The organism is Kitasatospora sp. NE20-6 (assembly GCF_045862635.1).
Genome location: NZ_BPRL01000106.1, coordinates 1 through 21,546, shown reverse-complemented (window position 1 = coordinate 21,546; position 21,546 = coordinate 1). Strand labels below are relative to the sequence as shown.

At 69.7% G+C, this 21,546-nt stretch carries 15 protein-coding genes and 1 pseudogene; 8 read left to right on the top strand and 8 right to left on the bottom strand.

Annotation, left to right across the window (positions count from 1 at the left end):
• A partial coding sequence (locus SNE206_RS38715; protein ID WP_407918293.1) for a GH32 C-terminal domain-containing protein occupies positions 1 to 2,443 on the top strand: 2,443 nt, incomplete at its 5' end.
• 195 nt (positions 2,444 to 2,638) lie between these two features.
• Complete coding sequence (locus SNE206_RS38710; protein WP_407918292.1) at positions 2,639 to 3,649, top strand: LacI family DNA-binding transcriptional regulator; 1,011 nt, start codon at positions 2,639 to 2,641, stop codon at positions 3,647 to 3,649.
• A 196-nt stretch (positions 3,650 to 3,845) separates the two neighbouring features.
• Here the strand turns inward: SNE206_RS38710 and SNE206_RS38705 are convergent, their stop codons facing one another.
• The 8 genes from SNE206_RS38705 to SNE206_RS38670 form a co-directional block, all read right to left on the bottom strand.
• On the bottom strand, positions 3,846 to 5,321 hold the full coding sequence (locus tag SNE206_RS38705; protein ID WP_407918291.1) for a glycoside hydrolase family 32 protein: 1,476 nt from the start codon (positions 5,319 to 5,321) through the stop codon (positions 3,846 to 3,848).
• Positions 5,322 to 5,395: 74 nt separating this feature from the next.
• On the bottom strand, positions 5,396 to 6,313 hold the full coding sequence (locus SNE206_RS38700; protein ID WP_407918290.1) for a carbohydrate ABC transporter permease: 918 nt from the start codon (positions 6,311 to 6,313) through the stop codon (positions 5,396 to 5,398).
• A gap of 1 nt (position 6,314) precedes the next feature.
• Positions 6,315 to 7,247, bottom strand: a complete 933-nt coding sequence (locus tag SNE206_RS38695) for a carbohydrate ABC transporter permease (RefSeq protein WP_407918289.1) — start codon at positions 7,245 to 7,247, stop codon at positions 6,315 to 6,317.
• A 79-nt stretch (positions 7,248 to 7,326) separates the two neighbouring features.
• On the bottom strand, positions 7,327 to 8,631 hold the full coding sequence (locus tag SNE206_RS38690) for an extracellular solute-binding protein (RefSeq protein WP_407918288.1): 1,305 nt from the start codon (positions 8,629 to 8,631) through the stop codon (positions 7,327 to 7,329).
• Between the two features lie 93 nt (positions 8,632 to 8,724).
• Positions 8,725 to 9,732 (bottom strand): LacI family DNA-binding transcriptional regulator, encoded by a 1,008-nt coding sequence (locus tag SNE206_RS38685; RefSeq protein WP_407918287.1) that lies wholly within the window; start codon positions 9,730 to 9,732, stop codon positions 8,725 to 8,727.
• Positions 9,733 to 9,932: 200 nt separating this feature from the next.
• Positions 9,933 to 10,337, bottom strand: coding sequence for a hypothetical protein (locus SNE206_RS38680; protein ID WP_407918286.1), 405 nt, complete (start codon positions 10,335 to 10,337; stop codon positions 9,933 to 9,935).
• Positions 10,338 to 10,890: 553 nt separating this feature from the next.
• Positions 10,891 to 11,220, bottom strand: coding sequence for a putative quinol monooxygenase (locus SNE206_RS38675; RefSeq protein WP_407918285.1), 330 nt, complete (start codon positions 11,218 to 11,220; stop codon positions 10,891 to 10,893).
• Positions 11,221 to 11,462: 242 nt separating this feature from the next.
• Positions 11,463 to 12,440 carry a carbohydrate kinase family protein gene (locus SNE206_RS38670; protein ID WP_407918284.1) on the bottom strand — a complete coding sequence of 326 codons (978 nt, stop codon included), beginning with the start codon at positions 12,438 to 12,440 and terminating at the stop codon, positions 11,463 to 11,465.
• Between the two features lie 282 nt (positions 12,441 to 12,722).
• On the opposite strand from SNE206_RS38670, the gene SNE206_RS38665 reads away from it, so the two are divergent.
• The 6 genes and pseudogenes from SNE206_RS38665 to SNE206_RS38640 form a co-directional block, all read left to right on the top strand.
• The gene (locus SNE206_RS38665; protein ID WP_407918283.1) at positions 12,723 to 13,748 is read left to right on the top strand and encodes a sugar ABC transporter substrate-binding protein; all 1,026 of its coding nucleotides are present in this window, start codon (positions 12,723 to 12,725) and stop codon (positions 13,746 to 13,748) included.
• Between the two features lie 125 nt (positions 13,749 to 13,873).
• Entirely contained in the window at positions 13,874 to 14,869 is a 996-nt protein-coding gene (locus tag SNE206_RS38660; RefSeq protein ID WP_407918282.1) for an ABC transporter permease, read from the top strand.
• Positions 14,869 to 15,711 (top strand): ATP-binding cassette domain-containing protein, encoded by an 843-nt coding sequence (locus tag SNE206_RS38655; RefSeq protein ID WP_407918281.1) that lies wholly within the window; start codon positions 14,869 to 14,871, stop codon positions 15,709 to 15,711. The genes SNE206_RS38660 and SNE206_RS38655 overlap by 1 nt, the downstream gene beginning before the upstream one ends.
• Positions 15,671 to 16,804, top strand: coding sequence for a LacI family DNA-binding transcriptional regulator (locus tag SNE206_RS38650; RefSeq protein ID WP_407918280.1), 1,134 nt, complete (start codon positions 15,671 to 15,673; stop codon positions 16,802 to 16,804). Before SNE206_RS38655 ends, SNE206_RS38650 begins: the two co-directional genes overlap by 41 nt.
• A gap of 154 nt (positions 16,805 to 16,958) precedes the next feature.
• Positions 16,959 to 19,502, top strand: a complete 2,544-nt coding sequence (locus SNE206_RS38645; RefSeq protein ID WP_407918279.1) for a GH32 C-terminal domain-containing protein — start codon at positions 16,959 to 16,961, stop codon at positions 19,500 to 19,502.
• 265 nt (positions 19,503 to 19,767) lie between these two features.
• Positions 19,768 to 21,546 (top strand): annotated as a pseudogene (locus tag SNE206_RS38640) (glycoside hydrolase family 32 protein); the annotation flags it as partial.

Below are 21,546 nucleotides of genomic sequence, written 5' to 3'. Positions count from 1 at the left end.
CGAGGCGTACCGCCGCGTGACGTGGGACGCCCGCGACCGCATCGGACAGCAGCTGCGGATCAAGGTCGTCGACCAGGCCACCGGCGGCTGGGGCCACATCAACCTCGACGACGTCCGCACCGGACTCAACCAGCCGCCCGGCGCCCCCACCACCGCTCCCGTCGCCTACTGGAACTTCGCCGAGCACAAGGGCACCAGCACGGTCGAAGGGGTCAGCCACCAGGCCGATCCGATCAGCTACGTTTTCAACCACGCGGTGTACAAGCCGAACAGCGACCCGCTGTGGCAGCCCGCCACCGCCGGGGACGGTGACCTGTCCGGCGCCCTGAAGTTCGACGGCTACTCCACCTGGGTCACCCGCAGCGCCTCGTCCGTGCCCCTGACGCCCGACGGGCTGACCATCGACACCTGGGTCGCCCCGCAGGCCTTCGAGTGGGGCGACGGCGGCAAGGTCTCGGCGATCGTCAACCAGCAGGACGCCGGCGCCCGCCTCGGGTTCTCCCTGGGCGTCGGACGCCACGGAGTGTGGACCTTCGGCGTCGGCACCGGAGACGCCTGGCGGGAGGTCACCGCCCCGAAGTCGGCCGCACTCACCATCGGAGACTGGGCGCACCTGGTCGCCACGTTCGACCCGGCGCACGGCAACATGCGCCTGTACCTCAACGGCACTCAGGTGGCGCAGACCGCCATTCCCACGGGCGTGACCCTGCGCCCCGCCCCGGTGCCGCTCCTGATCGGGCGCCACAACCAGCCCGAGATCATCAACGGCACGTTCGCGGTGAACATGTTCAGCGGCCTCATCGACGAGGTGAAGCTCTACAACCGGCCGCTCGACGGAACCGAGGTGGCGACCGGTCACAGCACGGTGCTGTCGACCTTCGCAGGCGGGGTGATCCCTGCCGCGCACATGACGCAGGACCGCTCGCGCTACGACGGTGACAAGTACCGACCCGGCTACCACTTCACCGCGCCGAACCACTGGATGAACGAACCGCACGCCCCGATCTTCATCAAGGGGCAGTACCACCTCTTCTACCAGAACAACATCCACGGCCCCTACTGGCACAACATCAGCTGGGGCCACGCCGTGAGCACGGACCTCGTGCACTGGCGTGACCTTCCGGTGGCCCTGGCGCCCACCGCCGACAGCGTGGCTCCGGACGGCGTGTGGTCCGGCGGCTCCACCGTCGACAAGGACGGCAATCCGGTGCTCTTCATCACCGCCGGCAACGACTCGCAGCGTCCCAACCAGGCGGTCGGCACCGCGCGGCCGGTCGATCCCACCGACCCCGACCTCGTGCACTGGGCCATGGACCCCCAGCTGGTGACGCAGCAGGATCCCAACGCGAACGTCGGCACCGGTCGCAAGGTCCGCGTCGGCGAGTTCCGGGATCCCAGCGTCTGGAAGGAGGGCAACACCTGGTTCCAGCTGGTGGGTTCCGGGGTCCAGACCACCACAGGCGCCGATGTCGGCGGCACGGCGCTGCTGTACACCTCGACCGACCTGACGCACTGGACGTACGTCGGCCCGCTCATGACGGGGGACGTCGCCGCCTATCCCAAGACTGGCCAGGTGTGGGAGCTGCCCACCTTCCTGCCGATCGGCAAGGATGCCCAGGGCAGGCAGCGCAACACCCTGATCGTGAACCCCGCGTTCACCGGCCCCAGCCCCTACAGCAGCAAGTACACCTTCTACTGGGTGGGAACCTGGGACGCGGCGACCCGCACGTGGACGCCGGACAGCGCGGAGCCGCGGATGTTCGACTACGGCGACCACTTCACCGGCCCCAGCGGAATGGTGGACGACAACGGCAGGTCGCTGCTCTTCAGCATCGCCCAGGACCGTCGCACCGAGCAGGCCCACTACGACGCCGGATGGGCGCACAACGCCGGGCTGCCGGTCGAGCTGACCATGCGCCCCAACGGCGACCTCGGCATCCGGCCGGTGGCCGAGACGGCGAACCTGCACGCCGGCGCACCGCTCCTTGACCTGACCGGTCCGATGGGCATCGCCGCGGTGAACCAGCAGCTGGCAGGCGTCAAGGGCGACATGCTCCAGGTCCGCCTCACCCTCAAGCCCGGCACGGCGCAGCGGTTCGGGCTGGACGTCCTGCGCAGCCCCGGTGACGAGGAGCGCACCAGGTTCTTCTACGACACCGCGAACGGCGGCACGTTCGGCGTCGACCGCACCAAGACCGGCAGCAACTCCAACGTGGAGGGCAACCTCGGAGTGCAGAGCGGTCCCCTCGCGCTCGACGGCGGTCAGGTCACCCTCGACGTCTTCGTCGACCGCTCGATGGTCGAGGCGTACGCGAACTCGTACAAGTCGATCACCACCCGGGCCTATGACGTCCGCAACGACTCCCTCGGGCTGCAGCTCTGGGGAGACGGCTCGGTCGTCCAGTCCATGACTGTCTGGAAGATGAACGGCATGACCAGCTGACCGGTTGACCGGCCTGGCAGGTGAGCGGCGCCGCACGGACCCTCCGTGCGGCGCCGCTCAGCAGCCCTTCGTCACTCGGCGAATGCCGGCTGCGCCGACTTGACAGACGTCACCGTTCCTCCGCATCGTCGCCTTCACGCGGGCCGCCGGAGGACCATCACACAGGGGTGAACATTGACCGGACGACGGGTGACCATGAGCGACGTCGCTCGGAGCGCGGGAGTCTCGCAGACCACCGCGTCCTTCGTGCTGTCCGGCCGCACCGACATGCGAATCTCCGAGGCGGCCCAGGCCAGGGTCAAGGAGGCCGCCAGAGCACTGGGTTACCGGCCGAACGTCACCGCGCGGAGTCTTCGCACCAAGATCACCCGGACGATCGGCTTCGTCTCCGACGCCATCACGACGACCCCTTTCGCAGGCGATGTGATCCGCGGGGCGCTGGAAGTGGCCCGGTCGCACGACCACCTGCTGTTCATCGTCGAGAGCGAGGGCTCTGCCAGCACGGAGACCGCGCTGGTGAACGCCCTCGTGGACCGTCAGGTCGACGCTGTGGTCCTGGCATCCATGTACACCAGGTACATCACGCCGCCCAAGGACCTGCACGGCCAGCGGGTCGTCCTGCTCAACTGCCTGGCCCCGGGATTCGACGCCCCTTCGGTGATCCCCGACGAGATCGAGGCAGGCCGCGCGGCCGGGCGCCTGCTGACGGCTGCGGGACACCGGGACGGCATCTGGGCCATCGGCGGCCACCAGGCGATCTCCGCCACCCCGGAGGGGATCTTCGCCGGCAACGAGCGCATGCGCGGACTCCAGGAGGTTCTCAGGGAGGAACGGGTGGTCCTCGACGGGGTCGTGGAATGCGAGTGGAACGCCGAGGACGGATACCGTCAGACTCGGGAGCTCCTGGATTCCGGCCGACGGCCGCGGGCCCTCGTCTGCTCCACCGACCGGCTCTCCTTCGGCGCGTACCAGGCCATTGCCGAGGCGGGTCTCACGGTGCCCGGCGACATCTCGGTCGTCTCGTTCGACGACCAGGACATCGCGTCGTGGCTGCGTCCCGCGCTGACGACGCTCGCGCTGCCTCACTACGACATGGGCCGCACGGCGATGGAACTCGTGCTCGGCACGGAGGCGCTCGGCAACGGTGTGCACCGGATCCCGATGCCCCTGCGGGATCGCGGCTCGGTGGCCGCACCCCGCGGGTAACACCCGCACCGGTGAGCGGGCCCTCGTAGAAGGGGCCCGCTCACCGGTGTCGGCAGACAGGGCGGATGGTGTGGACAGGGCCGGGCTCGGGTGGCGGTCGTCCAGCCCGCCTGGCCTTCGGTCACGCCGGCCGTCGCCGGACAGCACGGTGCTCCCCTGCCAGCAGGCAGGGGAGCACCGGCGCGCACCGCACGGTTCAGCCGGCGGGGCCACCCGGGGAGGCGCCGGCCAGGGCTGCGGACTGCTCGGGCCAGTCCTTCCTGCTGCCGGAGCTCAGGTCCCAGGCGTCCACGGTGACATGTGTCCGGCCGAGCGTCCGGAGCCGCCAGGGCGGAGTGCCGGTCGGGTAGCAGCGCAGTGTCAGGGCTTCACCGGTGGAGAGGAAGATCTCCACGATGGAACCGTCCATGACGATCCGCAGGTCGACGGCGCCGTCGGAGGCGCGCGCGGGATCCAGCGGCAGCCGGTACCGGCCCGGGAGCGCCCGGGGATCCCGGGAGGCGTGGTCGCGGTCCACGACCAGCTCGCCCGCGACCGGGTCGAGGGTGATGTCGAGGTACTCGGAGCCGTCGTGTGCGGTCACCAGGCGCAGGCCGCCGGACTCCTGCGCATCGGGTCGCAGGCGTGCGGTCAGGTCGAAGGCGGCGCCGACCTCTCCGAGGTCGAGGGCCTGCGGCCCGGCCGACCGTTCCGGGACGTGCACGGTGCGGCGGCCGCGGTGGTGCAGGATCTCCCGGGCCGGTTGCTGATGAACCCTGCCGTCCTGCGTGAGGGTGAGCTCGCGCGGGAGGGTCAGGGTGCCGGCCCATCCGGCCTCGTCGCTCCAGTCAGTGTCGCGCGCTTCCCACGACCACCCCCACAGCAGCCAGCGGCCGTCGGGGGCCCGCAGCAGCGCGGGCGCGTAGAAGTCGGGCCCGTGGTCGAGGGGCTGGTGCGCTGCGGGGGTGAACACCCCGGCGCTTTCGGTGCCGACGTACACCCGGACGTTGCGCGGCCCGCCGACTGCGTCCCAGAGGCTGACCACGAGAGCGCCCTGCCCGTCGAAGGCCGCGTACTGGGGGCATTCCCAGCCGGTCCAGCCTCCCGTTCCCGGGGCGTGGCCGTCGTCGGCTGCCAGGAACGGGCCGCGGTAGTGCCATTGTTCGAGGTCGGCCGACTCGTAGAGGAGCGCGGCTCCTCGATCGCCCGTGAGGCTGGCGCCGACGAGCATCCGCCACCGGCCGTCCTCGCGCCAGACGTAGGGATCCCGGTACATGGTGGTGCCGTCGGGCGGTGTCGGTATCAGCAGCTCGGGCCGTTTGGCCCAGGTGAGTCCGCCGTCGCGGGACTCGGCGGAGGTGACCGGCTGCCACCAGCGGTCCTGCCGGTGCGCGGAGTAGAAGGCCACCATGCGCGCTCCGTCGGAGACCGCGTTGCCGGAGTAGCAGCCGTCCGCGTCGTGGCCGCCCGGCGTCGGTGTCAGGGCGATCGGCAGCTGCTCCCAGGTGACGAGGTCGGCGCTGCGGTAGTGCCCCCAGTGGACCTTGGTGTGGGTGGGCGCATGCGGGTTGTACTGGAAGAAGACGTGGTAGTGGCCGTCATGGAAGGTCAGGCCGTTGGGATCGTTGATCCAGTTCTTCGGCGGCCTCACATGGACGGCGGGGAGGTAGAGGTCGACAGGAGAGGTGGACAAGGGTGTCCTTCGATGGGTGCGGACGGCGCCGGTGGGGCCTCTCGGCGCGACGTTCGGACGGTGGTGCCGGTGGGTCAGCCCTTCACGCCGCTGGAGGCGATGCTGTTGATGAAGGACCGCTGGAAGGCCAGGAACAGTGCGAGCACCGGAACGGTGATCAGGGAGGAGTACGCCATGATCTGGCCCCAGGACACGTTCAGCTGGAAGAAGTACTGGATGCCGACCATGACGGGGCGCAGGTTCTCGTCCTGTACGACCATGAGGGGCCACAGGTAGGAGTTCCACATGGGCAGGAACGTCAGGATGGCGACGGTGGCGACGGCAGGTCCGGACAGCGGCATGACGATCCGCCGGTAGATGCCGAACCAGCCCGCCCCGTCCATCCGTGCCGCTTCGTCGAGTTCCTTGGGGATGCTCTGGAAGTACTGGTGGAAGAGGAAGATGGAGAAGGCGTTGGCGACGAACGGCAGGATCTGCACGCGGTAGGTGTCGAGCCAGCCCTCGGTGAGCGCCAGCTGGAAGCCGTGCAGCTCCAGCCACGGCAGCTTGTTCACCCACCACACCAGTGGCAGCGCGAAGGTCTCGAACGGCACGATCAGGGTGGCGATGATGAGCATCAGCAGGGCTTTGCGCCCGGGCCAGCGCATCCTGGACAGGGCGAAGGCCGCGAGGCTGTTCACCACGATGCCCAGGACGACGGTGACCGCCGAGATCCCGATCGAGTTGAGGAGGAAGCGGGCCGCCGGCACCCGGTCGAAGACCCCGGTGTAGTTGTCCAGGGACAGCTGCCCGACGGGCAGGAACGCCCGGATGTTTCCGAGGTCCGCGAAGATCTGCTGGTCCGGCTTGAACGACGAGACCAGCATGAAGACGAGGGGGAAGGCGAAGGCGAGCGCGAGCGCGCTCCGCAGCACGTGGCCCGGCAGCCGGCGCAGCCCCCGCCGGGGGTGGCTGTGTGCGGAGGCGGGGGGCTGGGGCGGTGTGGTCGCCATGTCAGTCCTTCTCCCGGGTGAGGAAGCGCTGGATGAGGGAGACGGCCAGCACGATCACGAAGAACACCAGTGAGATCGCGGAGGCGTAGGCGGTCTGCTGCTGCTCGTAGCCGGCGTGGACCGCCTGGTAGACCACGGTGGTGGTGGAGTCCAGGGGGCCTCCCTGGGTCATGACGTTGACCTGGGTGAACAGGCGGAGCGCGTCGATGGTGATGGTGATCAGGACGAACGTCCGGGTAGCCCGCAGACCGGGCCAGGTCACGTGCCGGAACCGCGCCCAGCGGTCGGCGCCGTCGATGGCCGCCGCCTCGTGCAGGTCGGCCGGAATGGTCTGCAGGCCGGAGAGCCAGATCACCATGTGGAAGCCGACGCCCTGCCAGACGGACATGAAGATGATCGCGGGCAGCGCCGTCGAGGGGTCGTTCAGCCAGTCGGGCCCGTGGACGTGGCCGAAGGTGAACGTCTCGATGAGGTGATTGATCAGCCCGGTCTTCTGGTACAGGAACATCCACACCAGGGAGACCACCACCATCGAGGTGACCACCGGGAGGAAGTAGACGGTGCGGAAGAAGTTGGTGCCTCCGACCTTCGTGTTGACCAGCAGGGCGAGCCCCAGGGCGAGTCCGGCCTGCAGGGGGACGACCACCGCGGCGAAGACGAAGGTGTTGAGCAGGGAGCGGAAGAAGACGGGGTCCTGGAAGAGCAGGGTGAAGTTCTGCAGGCCCACGAAGTGGGCGGGGGTCGGGGAGATCAGCCGGGCGCTGGTGAAGGCCAGGGTGAATGCCAGGACGACGGGGACGACGAAGAAGACCAGGAGCAGCAGTACTGCGGGGCTGACCATGCCGAGGGCGGTCAGGCGTTCCCGGCGGCGGACCGCGGCTCGCGGGCTGCGCGGGCGCCGGGTGCAGGCTCGTTGGAGGAGGGTGGTGGTCACGGGAGCTCCGGACGGGAAGGGGCTCCGGTGGAGGCGAGGATGAGTTGCGCCTCCACCGGAGGAGTGCGGGGCGGGGCCGTCAGCCGGCGTAGTAGTTGTTGGTCTTCAGGTTCGAGTCGATCTGGTCCGCGGCCTGGGACAGGGCCTTCTTCGGGTCGGCGCCGGCCAGGATGTCCTTGGCGGTCTTCTCGTAGACGGAGGAGATGAACGGGTAGGCCGGGGTGACGGGGCGTACCACGGCGAACTTCCGGGCTGCCTGGGAGAAGATCTCGTAGGGGCCGCCGGGCTGGTAGCCGGGTATCTGTGAGGCGGCGGCGGTCGTGGCGGGGATGGTGCCGGTGGCCTTGGCGAAGTCCACGAAGTACTGGGTCTTCCGCGAGAACTTCAGGTACTCCTGGGCGCCCGCCTTGTTGCTGCAGGTGGCGCTCATGCCCCACTGCCAGGAGGCGCCGCCGATCTTCGGCCCCTTCCCGAGGTCGACGGGGGGCAGGATCGCCAGGTCGTCGCCGAGCTTGCCGGCGTTCTTCGCCGCGTCCCAGCTGCCGTCCCACTCGATGGCGGACTTGCCGTTGAGGAAGTCGTCGTTGGGGCTGCTGCCGGACTTCTGTGCCATGTAGCCCTTGGTGACCAGGGAACGGAACCAGGTGCCCCAGGCGACGGCCTCGGGTCCGTCGAGCGCGCCCTTGGCGCTCTTGTAGTCGGAGCGGTCGATGAGGTCACCGCCGAAGCTCTGCAGCTGGGGGGAGTAGGCGTAGGGCCACCACTCGCCGCTTCCACCGGTGCCCATCTCCAGAGGGTGCTCGAACTTGCCGCTGGCCTTGAGGGTGGCGAGGGCGGCGTCGAACTCGTCCTTGGTCCAGGGCTTGTCGAGGGTGGGGATGCGGATGTTGTGTGCCTGCAGCACCGACTTGCGGGCGAACATCGTCAGTGCCACGTCGTAGTGGCCGAAGGAGTAGAGCTTGTCGTTGTAGGTGCCGACGGTGCTCGGCAGCTGGTCCGCCACGGGGGTCTCGCTGCCGTTCAGGTCCAGAGGGGCCAGGTAGCCGCCCCAGGCCCAGTTGGGCACGTTCGGCCCGTCCGCGTCGAGGATGCAGGGCAGCTTCTTGGCGGAGGCGGCGGCGACCACGGCGTCGTTGTACGAGCCCTGCGGGAAGGCCTGGATCTTGACCTTGTACTTGCTCTGGCTGGCGTTGAAGTCGTTGACGACCCGCTGGACGATCTTGTACTCGTCGGCGTTGCCGGCGTTGTGCGTCCACAGGGTCAGGGTGTCGGCGTCCGCGCCCGACCCCGATCCGGTGCTGCCCGAGGCGCATCCGGCGAGCACGGCCGCTGCGGCGAGGATGGCTACACTTGTCCCCGCGAGGCGCCTGGCATTCGATCTCATGGTTTCTCCATCTCATGGGCGAGGCCTGCGAGGGCCTCGCTGGGCGACCGGTGTCGACGGTCGCTGTTCTGGTGGTGCTTCACCGCTCCGGTGTCAGAGCCGGGGCGGTGGGGCGACCGAGTCCCTGGTGACCAGTGGGCAGTGCAGCATTTCCTGGCTGCGCGGGCCGCTGGCGGATTCGGGTGCGTCGATCGCTGCTTGGAGTTGTGCGATGGCCCGTGCGCCCATCTCGTAGTGAGGCAGGGCCACGGTGGTCAGCGCGGGGAAGAGGTTCTCGCTGATGAGTTCCTGGTTGTCGAAACCGATCACCGACAGGTCCCTGGGCACGACGAGCCCGAGTTCCGCGGCGGCCCGGTAGGCGCCCATGGCCATGCGGTCGTTGAAACAGAAGAGCGCGGTGGGCCGGTCCGGCACTGCGAGCAGCGTCCGTGCGGCGCGGTAGCCGCCTTGGGCGTCGGAGCGGTCGGCGGTGACCAGGCCGGCATCGAAGTCGATGCCGTCCTCTGCGAGCGCGGCCCGATAGCCGGCGAGCCGTCCTCGGGATGCGGGGATGTCGTCGGAGTTGGTGACGAAGCCGATCCTTCGGTGGCCGTGGGCCAGCAGTTCCCGGGTGGCGGTTTGGCCGCCCTGTTCCTCGTCGGGTACGACCGATGAGAACGCCGGGTCGTGCGACCGGGCGTCCAGTAGGACCGTGGGTACCGAGCGCAGCGGCTCGGGCACCTCGACGACCCGGTGGTACATCGATGCGTAGAGGATGCCGTCGACCCGGTGCTGGAGCAGAAGGGCGATCTCCTTGTGCTCAAGGTCCCGGTCGCCCCCCGTGTTCAGCATCAGCAGGAGCAGTCCGCGCTCCGCGGCGGCCTCCTGGGCGCCGCGGATGATCTGTCCTGCGTGCGGGGTGGTGGCGATCTCGTCGCTCAGGAACCCCACCGTGGAGGAGCGGCTCAGCCTCAGTCCGCGGGCCAGCTTGTTCGGCAGGTAGCCCAGGTGTTCCGCGGCTTCCAGGACCGACCGCCGGGTTTCGGGGTTGATCCGCTTGCCCTCGACCGCGTTGAGGATGTGGGAGACCGTCGTCGCGGACACTCCGGCCGCAGCCGCCACATCCTTGATTCCAACGCGCTTCATCATAACCTGCCAAAACGTTTGGGCACTCGTGTTGCGAAGACAATCGTCGTACTTCGCGGCTATGTCAAGGGCTCGTTACGGGCTCGTGTCCTGCGCCGCAGGAGGCCGGAATCGATGACGGCCGGCCTGGTGTTCCAGTCTGCCTCAGCTGCGGGTATCACCCGGGCTGCCACCGTTCACGCCGCTGCCGGGGAGAGGGCGAAAGGGGCGGTCGCGGGCTTGAGCGCGAGCCGCTCGTGCCGCGGAGCCGCCCGGGAGGGCAGCTCTACGACCTCGCAGCCCCGGCTGACGAGTGCGTCGACGGCCCGACGTGCGGCCGTGTCGTCGAGTGCGAAGACCCAGGGGCCCGGGATGAGGACGACGCCGATGGTTCCCGCGGCGACGTCGGCTTCCAGGGCTGCCCGGCGCGGTGCCGCCTGCTGCGAGGAGATCCCGTTGTCGATGTAGACGGCGGGAGGAAACAGTCCCAGCCGCAGCGCATGCTCCTCCAGTGCCCTGCGCAGGGTCTCCACGGCCCAGTCGTCGCGGGGGTGGCAGCGCAGGTAGACGGCACTGGCGGGAGGCGGGGTGGCGCTTTCCACGACTGCTCCTTCTCTCGGCGCGCCGGATGGAGCACCGCACTCGCGTGTATGCGGCCGTCGCTGTGCGGCGGCTCCGGTTCCAGCGGGAGGCCGGGCGGGCTCGGATCGCCTCCGCGAGGCCGGGCCGGCCGGCGGACCTCCTGTGATCCGCCGGTGGCCCGGTCCTGGCTCCGGCGCGCGGCCCTGCCCAATGTTCCGAATGGCTATGCCAAATCGATTTGGCAACCTGCTGACAGGTTGCGCCTCGACGACCGGAGTGTCAACGGCTTGTGGCGAATCCGTTTCCTGTCGGGTCGAGGGGCCCGTGCGTCCGGGGACCGGTGCGCTCGCAGGACCTTGCACCGCCTCGGCACGCCCGTGGTCCGTGGTCGCTGCTGGCCTGCCCGACCGAGGCCCGTGGGGACGGCGCCGCCACAAAGGCATGCCGCTGCCCAGGGGCGGCCCTGCGGGCCACACCCCGGGCAGCGGCGATCACGGCGCTCACCGCGCGCGGGCCCTCACCACGCGCGCCGCTCGCGCCTCCTGGAGCGACTGGGACGGGCTCGCTCCGGGCTCAGGGGCGGTACGGGCCGGGCGGTGAGTGCCTGCCTCGGCCGGCGGGGGTCAGGAAGGTCAGGACGGACGCGTCCTCCTCGATCATCCCTACCAGCTCGGTGTTGAACGGCCGACCGTAGGGAGCGGCGATGTGCTCCGCGAAGGCAGCCTCGCTCCGGTACACCTCGAAGATCCAGTACGCGCGGGGATCCGACTCCTTGGTGTACACGTCGAAGGCGAGGTTGCCGGGCTCCGACCGGACCAGCCTGGCGAAATCCGCCACCAGGGCGGCGACTGACTCCTCGAATCCGGGCTTGGCCGTGAACTCGGCCAGCAGGGTCTTGTTCATGCCGGTTCCTCTCCGTCCGGGCGGCAGCGGATGCTGCGCCTGCAGAGCGTGTCGGGGCCGGGGATCGGTCGTCCCCGGCCGTTTGGGATGCCTGGCCGAGCCGGTGCGACGGCGGCCCGGGCACACGGCGGATGGTGGTGTCGGGCCCGGAGCGGCCCGCGGGGAAGCTCCGGCCCGTTCAGTGACCGGCGGTGCGACCCCAGGGCATGCCCGGGCATCCGGCCACGGCGCAGGCCCCGCCGTCAGCAGGGGGCGGTAGCGGGTGCGGTAGCGGGTGCGGACTCCATCTGGTGCGCCCACGGCGGGTTGGGGCCGGCGACCGAGCAGGTGAGAGCGGCGACCCGGGCCGCGTAGTGGCAGGCGTCGGAGACCTCGTCGACGGTCAGGGCGTCCAGCCGTCCGCCCAACCGTCCGGCCTGGGACAGCCGGTGGAGCAGACCTGCGGTGAACGAGTCGCCGGCACCGATGGTGTCCACGACCTCGACCCGCGGTGTGGGCACGAACACCCGGACACCGTCGAGGGAGGCGACCGCGCCGCGACCGCCCAGGGTGATCACCACCAGCCGGACTCCGGCCAGGTGCCAGGCGTCGCAGGCGCGCTCGGGCGTCACGCCCGGCATCAACAGCTCCAGATCGTCGGAACTGAGGCGCAGGACGTCGGCGAGTGCGCACCAGCGGGCCAGCCGCGCCCGGTAGACCGCCGGATCGACGAGCAGGGGGCGAACGTTGGGGTCGATCGAGACGGTCGCACCGCTGCGCGCACGGGTGAGCAGTTCCTCGATGTGCTCGCCGCCGGGGGCGCGGACCAGCGCGAGGGAGCCGGTGTGGAGGCACGCGGCGTCCTCGGGATGGGCGGCTGCGAGTTCGGCCTCGGTCCACTGCCAGTCGGCGGTGGCTTCGGCGTGGAAGGAGTACTGGGCCTGGCCGTGCTCGTCGAGGGTCGCGATGGCCAGGGTGCTGGGCTCGGGAGCGGTTACGACGCCGGCGAGGTCGACGCCGGAAGAGGCCAGGTGGGTGCGGAAGAGCGCGCCGAAGGCGTCGCGGGAGATCCGGCCGACGAAGCGGGTGGGGGTGCCGAGCCGGGCCAGTGCCGCGGCGGTGTTGGCCGGGCCGCCGCCCGGCAGGACGCGCAGGGCAAGCTCGCCGGGACGTGGCTGGACGGTGTCGGCGAAGGCGTCGGCGACGCACTCGCCGAGGACAGCGATCGGGCGCTGGACCATCGGTGCGCCTTTCGAGGTCTAGGGAGGTCTGGGGATGGGGGCCGGACGGTCTCAGGTCCGGGCTGCTGACTGCGCAGAACTTTTTCGCTGGTCAGCACGGGTGATTGCGGCTGCGTTACCCAGTTGTTACGCCAGTGGGGCTTGTGGCCCGGGTTTCGCAGACTTCATCATCACTCCCAAGCCAATGTCAACGCTGACATAAGTCAACGATGACATTTCTGATGCCGCTCACCCCCGCTCACCCTCGCCCTGACTACCCGGGCCGCACCTCCAGGAGCCACGATGTCCCTCGCCACCCGCACCACCCTGACCAGAGCCGCGGCCGTCCTGCTGGCCGGCGGCATGGCGCTCACGCTGTCCGCATGCGGCTCCGGCTCGAAGGGCTCCGCCGACACCGGATCCTCCGGCGGCGCGATCAAGGTCGGCCTGATCACCAAGACCGACACCAACCCGTTCTTCGTGAAGATGAAGGAGGGCGCGCAGAAGGCCGCCGAGGAGAACGGCGTCACGCTGAGCACGGCGGCCGGCAAGTTCGACGGTGACAACGCAGGCCAGATCGCGGCGATCGAGAACATGGTGGCCTCCGGCGTCAAGGGCATCCTGATCACCCCGAGTGACTCCAAGGCGATCCTGCCCGCGATCAAGAAGGCCCGGGACAAGGGCGTCCTGGTCATCGCCCTCGACAGCCCCACCGACCCGGTGGACGGCACCGACGCGCTGTTCGCCACCAACAACGAGAAGGCGGGCGTGCTGATCGGCCAGTACGCCAAGGCCGCCATGGCGGGCAAGACCGCGAAGATCGCGACCCTGGACCTCGCGCCGGGCGTCGCCGTCGGCCAGCTGCGCCACGACGGATTCCTGCAGGGCTTCGGCATCGCGGAGGGCGACCCGTCGGTGGTCTGCTCCCAGGACACCGGCGGCGATCAGGCCAAGGGCCAGACCGCAATGGAGAACTGCCTGCAGAAGTCCCCCGACATCAACGTCGTCTACACCATCAACGAGCCCGCCGCGCTGGGCGCCTACACCGCGCTCAAGGCCAAGGGCCGGGAGAAGGACGTCCTGATCGTCTCGGTCGACGGCGGCTGCACCGGTACCCGGGCCGTCAAGGACGGCAAGATCGCCGCAACCTCCCAGCAGTACCCGCTGGTGATGGCGTCCCAGGGCGTCAAGGCGGTCGCCGAGTTCGCCAAGTCCGATGTCAAGCCCATGGGTTACACCGACACCGGCGTCAACCTGATCACCGACAAGCCGCAGGCCGGCATCGTCGCCAAGGACACCACCTACGGCCTGGAGAACTGCTGGGGCTGATCCGGCCTCCCCTGAACCAGCGGCCCGGGCCGGCTCTCCTGCCCCGACCCGGACCGGGCCGCTCCCGTCCATCGCGACGCCGTCCGTTCGGCGCTCCCGATCCGCTCCACCGGCAAGGACCTCTCATGACCACATCCACCGCCCCGTACGGAAACCTCACCGGGCCGACAACGCTGCGCCGGCTGGCGACGGCCCCGATCGCGGGCCCGCTCGCCGCACTCGTGCTGGCCTGCGCCTTCTTCTCCCTGATGACGGACCAGTTCCTGTCCGGCGGCAACTTCTCCCTGATCATCCAGCAGGTGATGGTGGTCGGCGCGCTGGCCGTGGGGCAGACGCTGATCATCCTGACGGCCGGCATCGACCTGTCCTGCGGCGCGGTGATGGCCTTCGGTTCGATCGTGATCGCCAGGATGGCCGCTCAGGGGACCGTTCCGCCGCTGGTGGCGATCGTGCTGGGCCTCGCGGTGTGTGCGGGCTTCGGCCTGGTCAACGGCCTGCTGGTGAAGCTGATCCCGCTGCCTCCGTTCATCGTGACGCTCGGCATGCTGAACGTGGCCTTCGCGCTCACCCACATCTACTCCAACGAGCAGACCGTCACCGACCTGCCCAGCGAGCTGACGTTCCTCGGCGCCACGTTCCCGCTCGGCGACACCGACGTCACCTACGGCTCGCTCGTCGCCCTGGCACTGTTCGCCGTGTTCGCCTACCTGCTGAGCAGCACCTCCTGGGGCCGGCACGTCTACGCCCTCGGCAACAGCCCCGAGGCCGCCCGCCTCAACGGCATCCGCACCGGCCGCCTCACCATCAGCCTCTACGCGCTCGCCGGACTGGTCTACGGCATCGCCGCACTGCTGCTGATCTCCCGCACCGGCGTCGGCGACCCGCAGGCAGGACAGACCGACAACCTCGACAGCATCACCGCAGTGGTCCTCGGCGGCACGAGCCTGTTCGGCGGCCGCGGCAGCGTGCTCGGCTCCCTGATCGGCGCCCTCATCGTCGGGGTATTCCGCAACGGCCTCCAGCTAATGGGCGTCGCCTCCATCTACCAGACCCTGATCACCGGCGTCCTGGTCATCCTCGCCGTCACCGTCGACCAGATCTCCCGGAAGAGGACCCGCTGATGAGCACTCCCACTGCCACCACCACTCCCGTGATCCAGGCCAGGGGTCTGGTCAAGCGCTACGGTCACGTCACCGCCATCGACGGCGCCGACTTCGACCTGCTGCCCGGCGAGGTCATGGCCGTCATCGGCGACAACGGCGCCGGCAAATCCAGCCTCATCAAGGCCCTCACCGGCGCCGTCACGCCCGACGAGGGCGAGATCCGCCTGAACGGCGAGGTCATCCGCTTCAACGGACCGCAGGACGCCCGGGCCCACGGCATCGAAACCGTGTACCAGGATCTCGCGGTGGCCGCCTCGATGGACATCGCCTCCAACATGTTCCTCGGCCGCGAACTGCGCCGACCCGGCCCGCTCGGCAGCGTCCTGCGGATGCTGGACAAGAAGCGGATGCGCGAGGAGGCCGCCGCGCACATGGCCGACCTCAAGATCGGCCTGCGCTCACTCACCCAGCCGGTGGAGACGCTCTCCGGCGGCCAGCGCCAGGCCGTGGCCGTCGCCCGCTCGGTCGCCTGGGCCCGCAGCGTCGTCGTGATGGACGAACCCACCGCGGCCCTGGGCGTCAAGGAGTCCGGCCAGGTCCTCGACCTGATCCGCCGGGTCCGCGACAAGGGGCTGCCGGTTGTCCTGATCAGCCACAACATGCCGCACGTCTTCGAGATCGCCGACCGGATCCACGTCCATCGGATGGGCCGGCGCGAGGCCCTGATCAAGCCGTCCGACTACTCCATGTCGGAGGTCGTCGCCATCATGACGGGCGCGCTCACCGTCGACCAGGACCACGGCGGTACTGTCGTGGCGGATGCCCGGGCCGTCAAGGCCGCCGGGGTCCGTCCGAACTGATCAGACAGTCTTCGCAAGCGCTCCGCTCACGACACCGGGGCCCTGCGCTCGACGAAGCCGGAACGGTGGGTACATGGCCTCGCCCCGTCGCACGACGCTGCACGATGTGGCACAGGAGGTCGGCGTCAGCGCCAAGACCGTCTCCCGGGTGCTGAACGGCGACGGGCCGACCTCCGCGGCAACCCGGGAGAAGGTCATGGCGGCGGTCGAGAAGCTGGGCTTCCAGCCCAACCTGATGGCCCGCAACATGCGCGTCGGCGGCCCGGACAGCACCGTCGGCCTGATCATCCCCGACATGGGCAACCCGTTCTTCGGAACCGTCGCCGGCGGGATCGAGAGCGCGGTGCGCGAGAGGGGACTGACCCTGCTGATGGGATCCTGCGCCGACGACCCCGACCGGGAGCGTGCGCTGATCACCACCTTCCTGGCCCGTCGTGTCAGCGCCCTGATGGTGGTGCCCGCCGCAGGGGCCGACCACGCCCACCTGCGGACGGCCCGGACCGGCGGGATGCCGGTGGTCTTCCTCGACCGCCCCGGAACCGGGCTCACCGCCGACAGTGTGGTCAGCTCCAACCGGGACGGCGCCCGTGAGGGCACCGCCCACCTGATCGTCGGCGGTCACCGGCGGATCGCCTTCGTCGGCGACCGGCCGACGACCCTCTACACCCGCCGCGAGCGCCTCGCCGGATACCGCGAGGCACTCGAAGCCGCCCACCTGCCCTACGACCGCTCGCTCGTGCTCGACGGCCACACCGAGGCCGAGGCCGCCGAGGCCGTCCTGCGCGTGCTGCACAGTCCACAGCCTCCGACCGCGATCCTCGCGGCCAACAACTTCGCCGCCATGGGCACCGTGCTCGGCATGGTCCGTGCCGGCCGGCGCGACATCGCCCTCGTCTCCTTCGACGACCTGCCGTTCGCGGAGGTGCTGGAACCCGCCATCACCACGGTCGCCCAGGACCCGGCCGCCATCGGCACAGCCGCAGCCGAGATCGCCCTTGCCCGCCTCGACGGTGACCGCACCCGGGCGCGCACCGTCACCGTCCCCACCCGCCTCATCCCCCGCGGATCCGGCGAACTCCCGCCCTCCGCCTAGCAGTACCGCACCGCTGCCCCACCAACGGCCCGCACTGTCACCGCGACCGCCGTCCCGCCGCCGTGCCCCGGCGCAGCCACATCTCGGCGCAGCCATGCCCCGACGAACGGCGATCGCGCTCACCCCCACCCGAAGCTCTTCGAAGGAGCTCTCCATGCCCGTGTCCCGACGTACCCGCCGCTCCTCGCTGGCCGTCCTGGCCACCGCCGTCTGCCTCGGACTGACCGCGGGATCCCCCGCGGTGGCGGACACCGCGCCGTTCCAGGAGCAGTACCGCCCCCAGGTGCACTACACCCCCGCGCAGAACTGGATGAACGACCCCAACGGGCTCGTGTACTACAAGGGCGAGTACCACCTCTTCTACCAGTACAACCCGAACGGCAACTCCTGGGGCGACATGTCCTGGGGCCACGCCGTCAGCACCGACCTCATCCACTGGAAGGAGCTGCCGCTGGCCATCCCCCGCACCGACGACGAGATGATCTTCTCCGGCAGCGTCGTCGTCGACACCGACAACACCTCCGGCCTCGGCACCCGCAAGAACCCCGCCATGGTCGCGGTGTACACCAGCGCCTACAACGACGGAAAGCAGGCCCAGTCGCTGGCCTACTCCATCGACCGCGGCCGCACCTGGACCAAGTACACCGGCAACCCGGTGCTCGACATCGGCTCCCACGCCTTCCGCGACCCGAAGGTCCAGTGGTACGCCCCGACCCGCAGCTGGCTGATGACCGTCTCCCTGGCCGACGAGCACAAGGTGGAGTTCTACACCTCCAAGGACCTCAAGTCCTGGATCCTCCTCAGCGAGTTCGGCCCCGCCGGGGCCACCGGTGGTGGCTGGGAGTGCCCCGATTTCTTCCCCCTCGCCGTCGACGGCGACCCCAAGCACGTCAAGTGGGTCATGGTCGTCAACATCAACCCCGGCGGCATCGCCGGCGGCTCCGGCGCCCAGTACTTCGTCGGCGACTTCGACGGCACCACCTTCACCCCCGACGACAACGGCTCCTACACACCGCCCAACGGCACCGTCCTGCAGGACTTCGAGCAGGGCGACTACGCGGCCTGGGCCACCACCGGAACGGCCTTCGGCACCGGACCGGCCACCGGCTCCCTGCCCGGACAGTCCGCGATCACCGGCATCGAGGGCACTGGCCACGCCAACAGCTTCCACGACGGCGACAGCACCACCGGCACCCTCACCTCACCCGCGTTCACTGCCACCAGCAACTACCTGAACTTCAAGGTCGGCGGCGGCAACCACCCCCACAACCCGAACGCCGTCACCGACCCGCAGCCCACCCCCACCGGCACCGTCCTCGCCGACTTCGAGGGCGACACCTACGGCGCCTGGACCACCACCGGCACCGCCTTCGGCACCGGACCGGCCCAGGGCACCCTCCCCGGCCAGATGGACGTCTCGGGCTACACCGGCTACGGACTGGCCAACAGCTTCCTCCAGGGCGACGCCACCACCGGCACCCTCACCTCGCCGACGTTCACCATCGACAAGAAGTACCTCGACTTCCTCATCGGCGGCGGCACCCACCCCGCCAACTCCGACTCCCCCACCACCATCGAACTCGTCGTCGACGGCAAGACCGTCCGCAGCGCCACCGGCAGCAACAACGAGCACCTCGACTGGGCCTCCTGGGACCTGTCCGACCTCCGGGGCAAGACCGCCCAGATCAAGATCGTGGACCAGAACATCGGCGGCTGGGGCCACATCAACGTCGACCAGGTCGTCCTGTCCGACACCCAGGCCAAGCCCCAGTCCAGCGAGACCGCGGTCAACCTGATCGTCGATGGCAAGGTCGTGCAGAGCGCCACCGGCTCCGACAGCGAGACCCTGGACTGGGCCTCCTTCGACCTGCGCCCCTACAAGGGCAAGCAGGTCCAGGTCCAGATCGCCGACCTGAACACCGGCGGCTGGGGCCACATCATGGCCGACCAGTTCACCACCGCCGACCAGCCCGCCCTCTCCACCCTCCAGCGCGCCCACTGGGTCGACTTCGGCAAGGACTTCTACGCCGCCGTCACCTACAACGACGCACCCCGCGGCGAGCGCACCATGATCGGCTGGATGAGCGACTGGCAGTACGCCGGCAACACCCCCACCACCCCCTGGCGCAGCGCCCAGAGCCTGCCCCGCACCCTGCAGCTGCGCACCGTCGGCGACCGCCTCCAGCTCACCCAGCAGCCGGTCCGGTCCCTGAACACACTGCGGCAGGGACCGGCCGTCGCCCTCAACCACCTCACCGTCCGGCCCGGTACCACCGCCCTGCCCTCCCGCGGCAACGGCAAGGCCCTCGACATCGACGCCGTCTTCTCCCCCGCCGACGCCGCGAAGTTCGGCCTCAAGGTCCGCACCGGCGCCGGTCAGGAGACCGTCATCGGCTACGACACCGCCAACCAGCAGCTCTACGTCGACCGCACCAAGTCCGGTGCCGTTGACTTCGACCCCAACTTCCCCGGCATCCAGACCGCCCCGCTCAAGCCCCAGAAGGACGGCAAGATCCACATCCGGGTCGTCGTCGACTGGTCCTCGGTCGAGGTGTTCGGCGGCCAGGGCGAAGCCGTGATCACCGACCAGGTCTTCCCCGACCCCAGCAGCCAGGGCGTCCAGCTGTTCACCGAGGGCGGCTCCGCCCGCCTCGACAGCCTCAAGCTCTGGCACCTCGGCTCCTACCGGAGCAAGTAAAAGCCCCGTGCGGGGGCGGGCTCGAGGGTGCCCGCCCCCGCACGGTCCACCCGGCCCCGTCGTCGCACGGGCACAGGGTGCGTCCCGTCCGATCGGGAGACCGGGACCCGGCCGTATCCGTCCCGGCCTCCGCCAGAGAACTCCGCGCCATCCCCCACCCCGCGGCCTGCCCCACCGCACCACCCCCACCGTGGCACGCCGCTCCCGAGGACCCACCCGCACGGGCACCCCACCCGCCCCGGGGTCCGAACCCGAGGAGACCCACATGCGCGACCGAACCGTCACGCACCACCGCTCCAAGCGCCTGCTCGCCCTCTCCGCCGCCGCCGTCCTCGGCCTGGCGTTCCTCGCGCCCTCCGCCGACGCGCAGACCTCGTACACCGAGACCTACCGGCCCCAGCTGCACTTCTCGCCCGCCCAGAACTGGATGAACGACCCCAACGGCCCGATCTGGTACAAGGGCACCTACCACCTCTTCTTCCAGTACAACCCCTCGGGGAACACCTGGGGCAACATGTCCTGGGGACACGCGACCAGCCCCGACCTGGTCCACTGGACCGAGCAGCCGATCGCCCTCCCGCAGGACGCCAACGAGATGGTCTTCTCCGGCGGAGTCGTCCTCGACAAGAACAACACCACCGGCTTCGGCACCAGCACCAACCCCCCGCTGGTCGCGATCTACACCAGCTACCGCAAGTCCGACGGCGTGCAGGCCCAGTCGCTGGCCTACTCCACCGACAGCGGCACCACCTGGACCAAATACGCCGGCAGCCCCGTCCTCAACATCGGCTCCCAGAACTTCCGCGACCCCAAGGTCTTCTGGAACGCCCAGACCAACAGCTGGCTCATGACGGTCGCCCTGTCCGCCGACCACAAGGTGAGCTTCTACTCCTCCCCCAACCTGAAGACCTGGACCAAGCTCAGCGACTTCGGGCCGGCCGGCGCCACCGGCGGCCTGTGGGAGTGCCCGGACCTCTTCCAGCTCCCGGTGGACGGCGACCCGGCGCACACCAAGTGGGTCCTGGTCGTCAACATCAACCCCGGCGGTCCCCAGAACACCTCCGCCGCGCAGTACTTCGTCGGCGACTTCGACGGCACGACCTTCACCCCGGACGGAACCACCCCCTCCACACCATCCACGGGAACGGTCCTCGCCGACTTCGAGGGGAGTGCCTACGGATCCTGGACGACCACCGGCACCGCCTTCGGCACCGGCCCCGCCCAGGGCACCCTGCCCAACCAGCAGAGCGTCACCGGCTACCTCGGCAAGGGACTCGTCAACTCCTTCCTCCAGGGCGACGCGACCGCCGGCACCCTCACCTCCCCGGCCTTCACGGTGGACAAGCCGTACCTGAACTTCCTGGTCGGCGGCGGCAACCACCCCAACTCCCAGCCCAACCCCACCACCGTCAACCTGGTGGTCGACGGAGCGGTGGTCAGGACCACCACCGGCAAGGACAACGAAACGCTCGACCAGACCCAGTGGGACCTGCACGACCTGGCCGGCAAGCAGGCCCGGATCCAGATCGTCGACAACAACACCGGCGGCTGGGGCCACATCAACGCCGACCAGTTCACCCTCACCGACCAGGGCCCGAAGATCCTCGCCGACTTCGAGGGGAGTGCCTACGGATCCTGGACGACCACCGGCACCGCCTTCGGCACCGGCCCCGCCCAGGGCACCCTGCCCAACCAGCAGAGCGTCACCGGCTACCTCGGCAAGGGACTCGTCAACTCCTTCCTCCAGGGCGACGCGACCGCCGGCACCCTCACCTCCCCGGCCTTCACGGTGGACAAGCCGTACCTGAACTTCCTGGTCGGCGGCGGCAACCACCCCAACTCCCAGCCCAACCCCACCACCGTCAACCTGGTGGTCGACGGAGCGGTGGTCAGGACCACCACCGGCAAGGACAACGAAACGCTCGACCAGACCCAGTGGGACCTGCACGACCTGGCCGGCAAGCAGGCCCGGATCCAGATCGTCGACAACAACACCGGCGGCTGGGGCCACATCAACGCCGACCAGTTCACCCTCACCGACCAG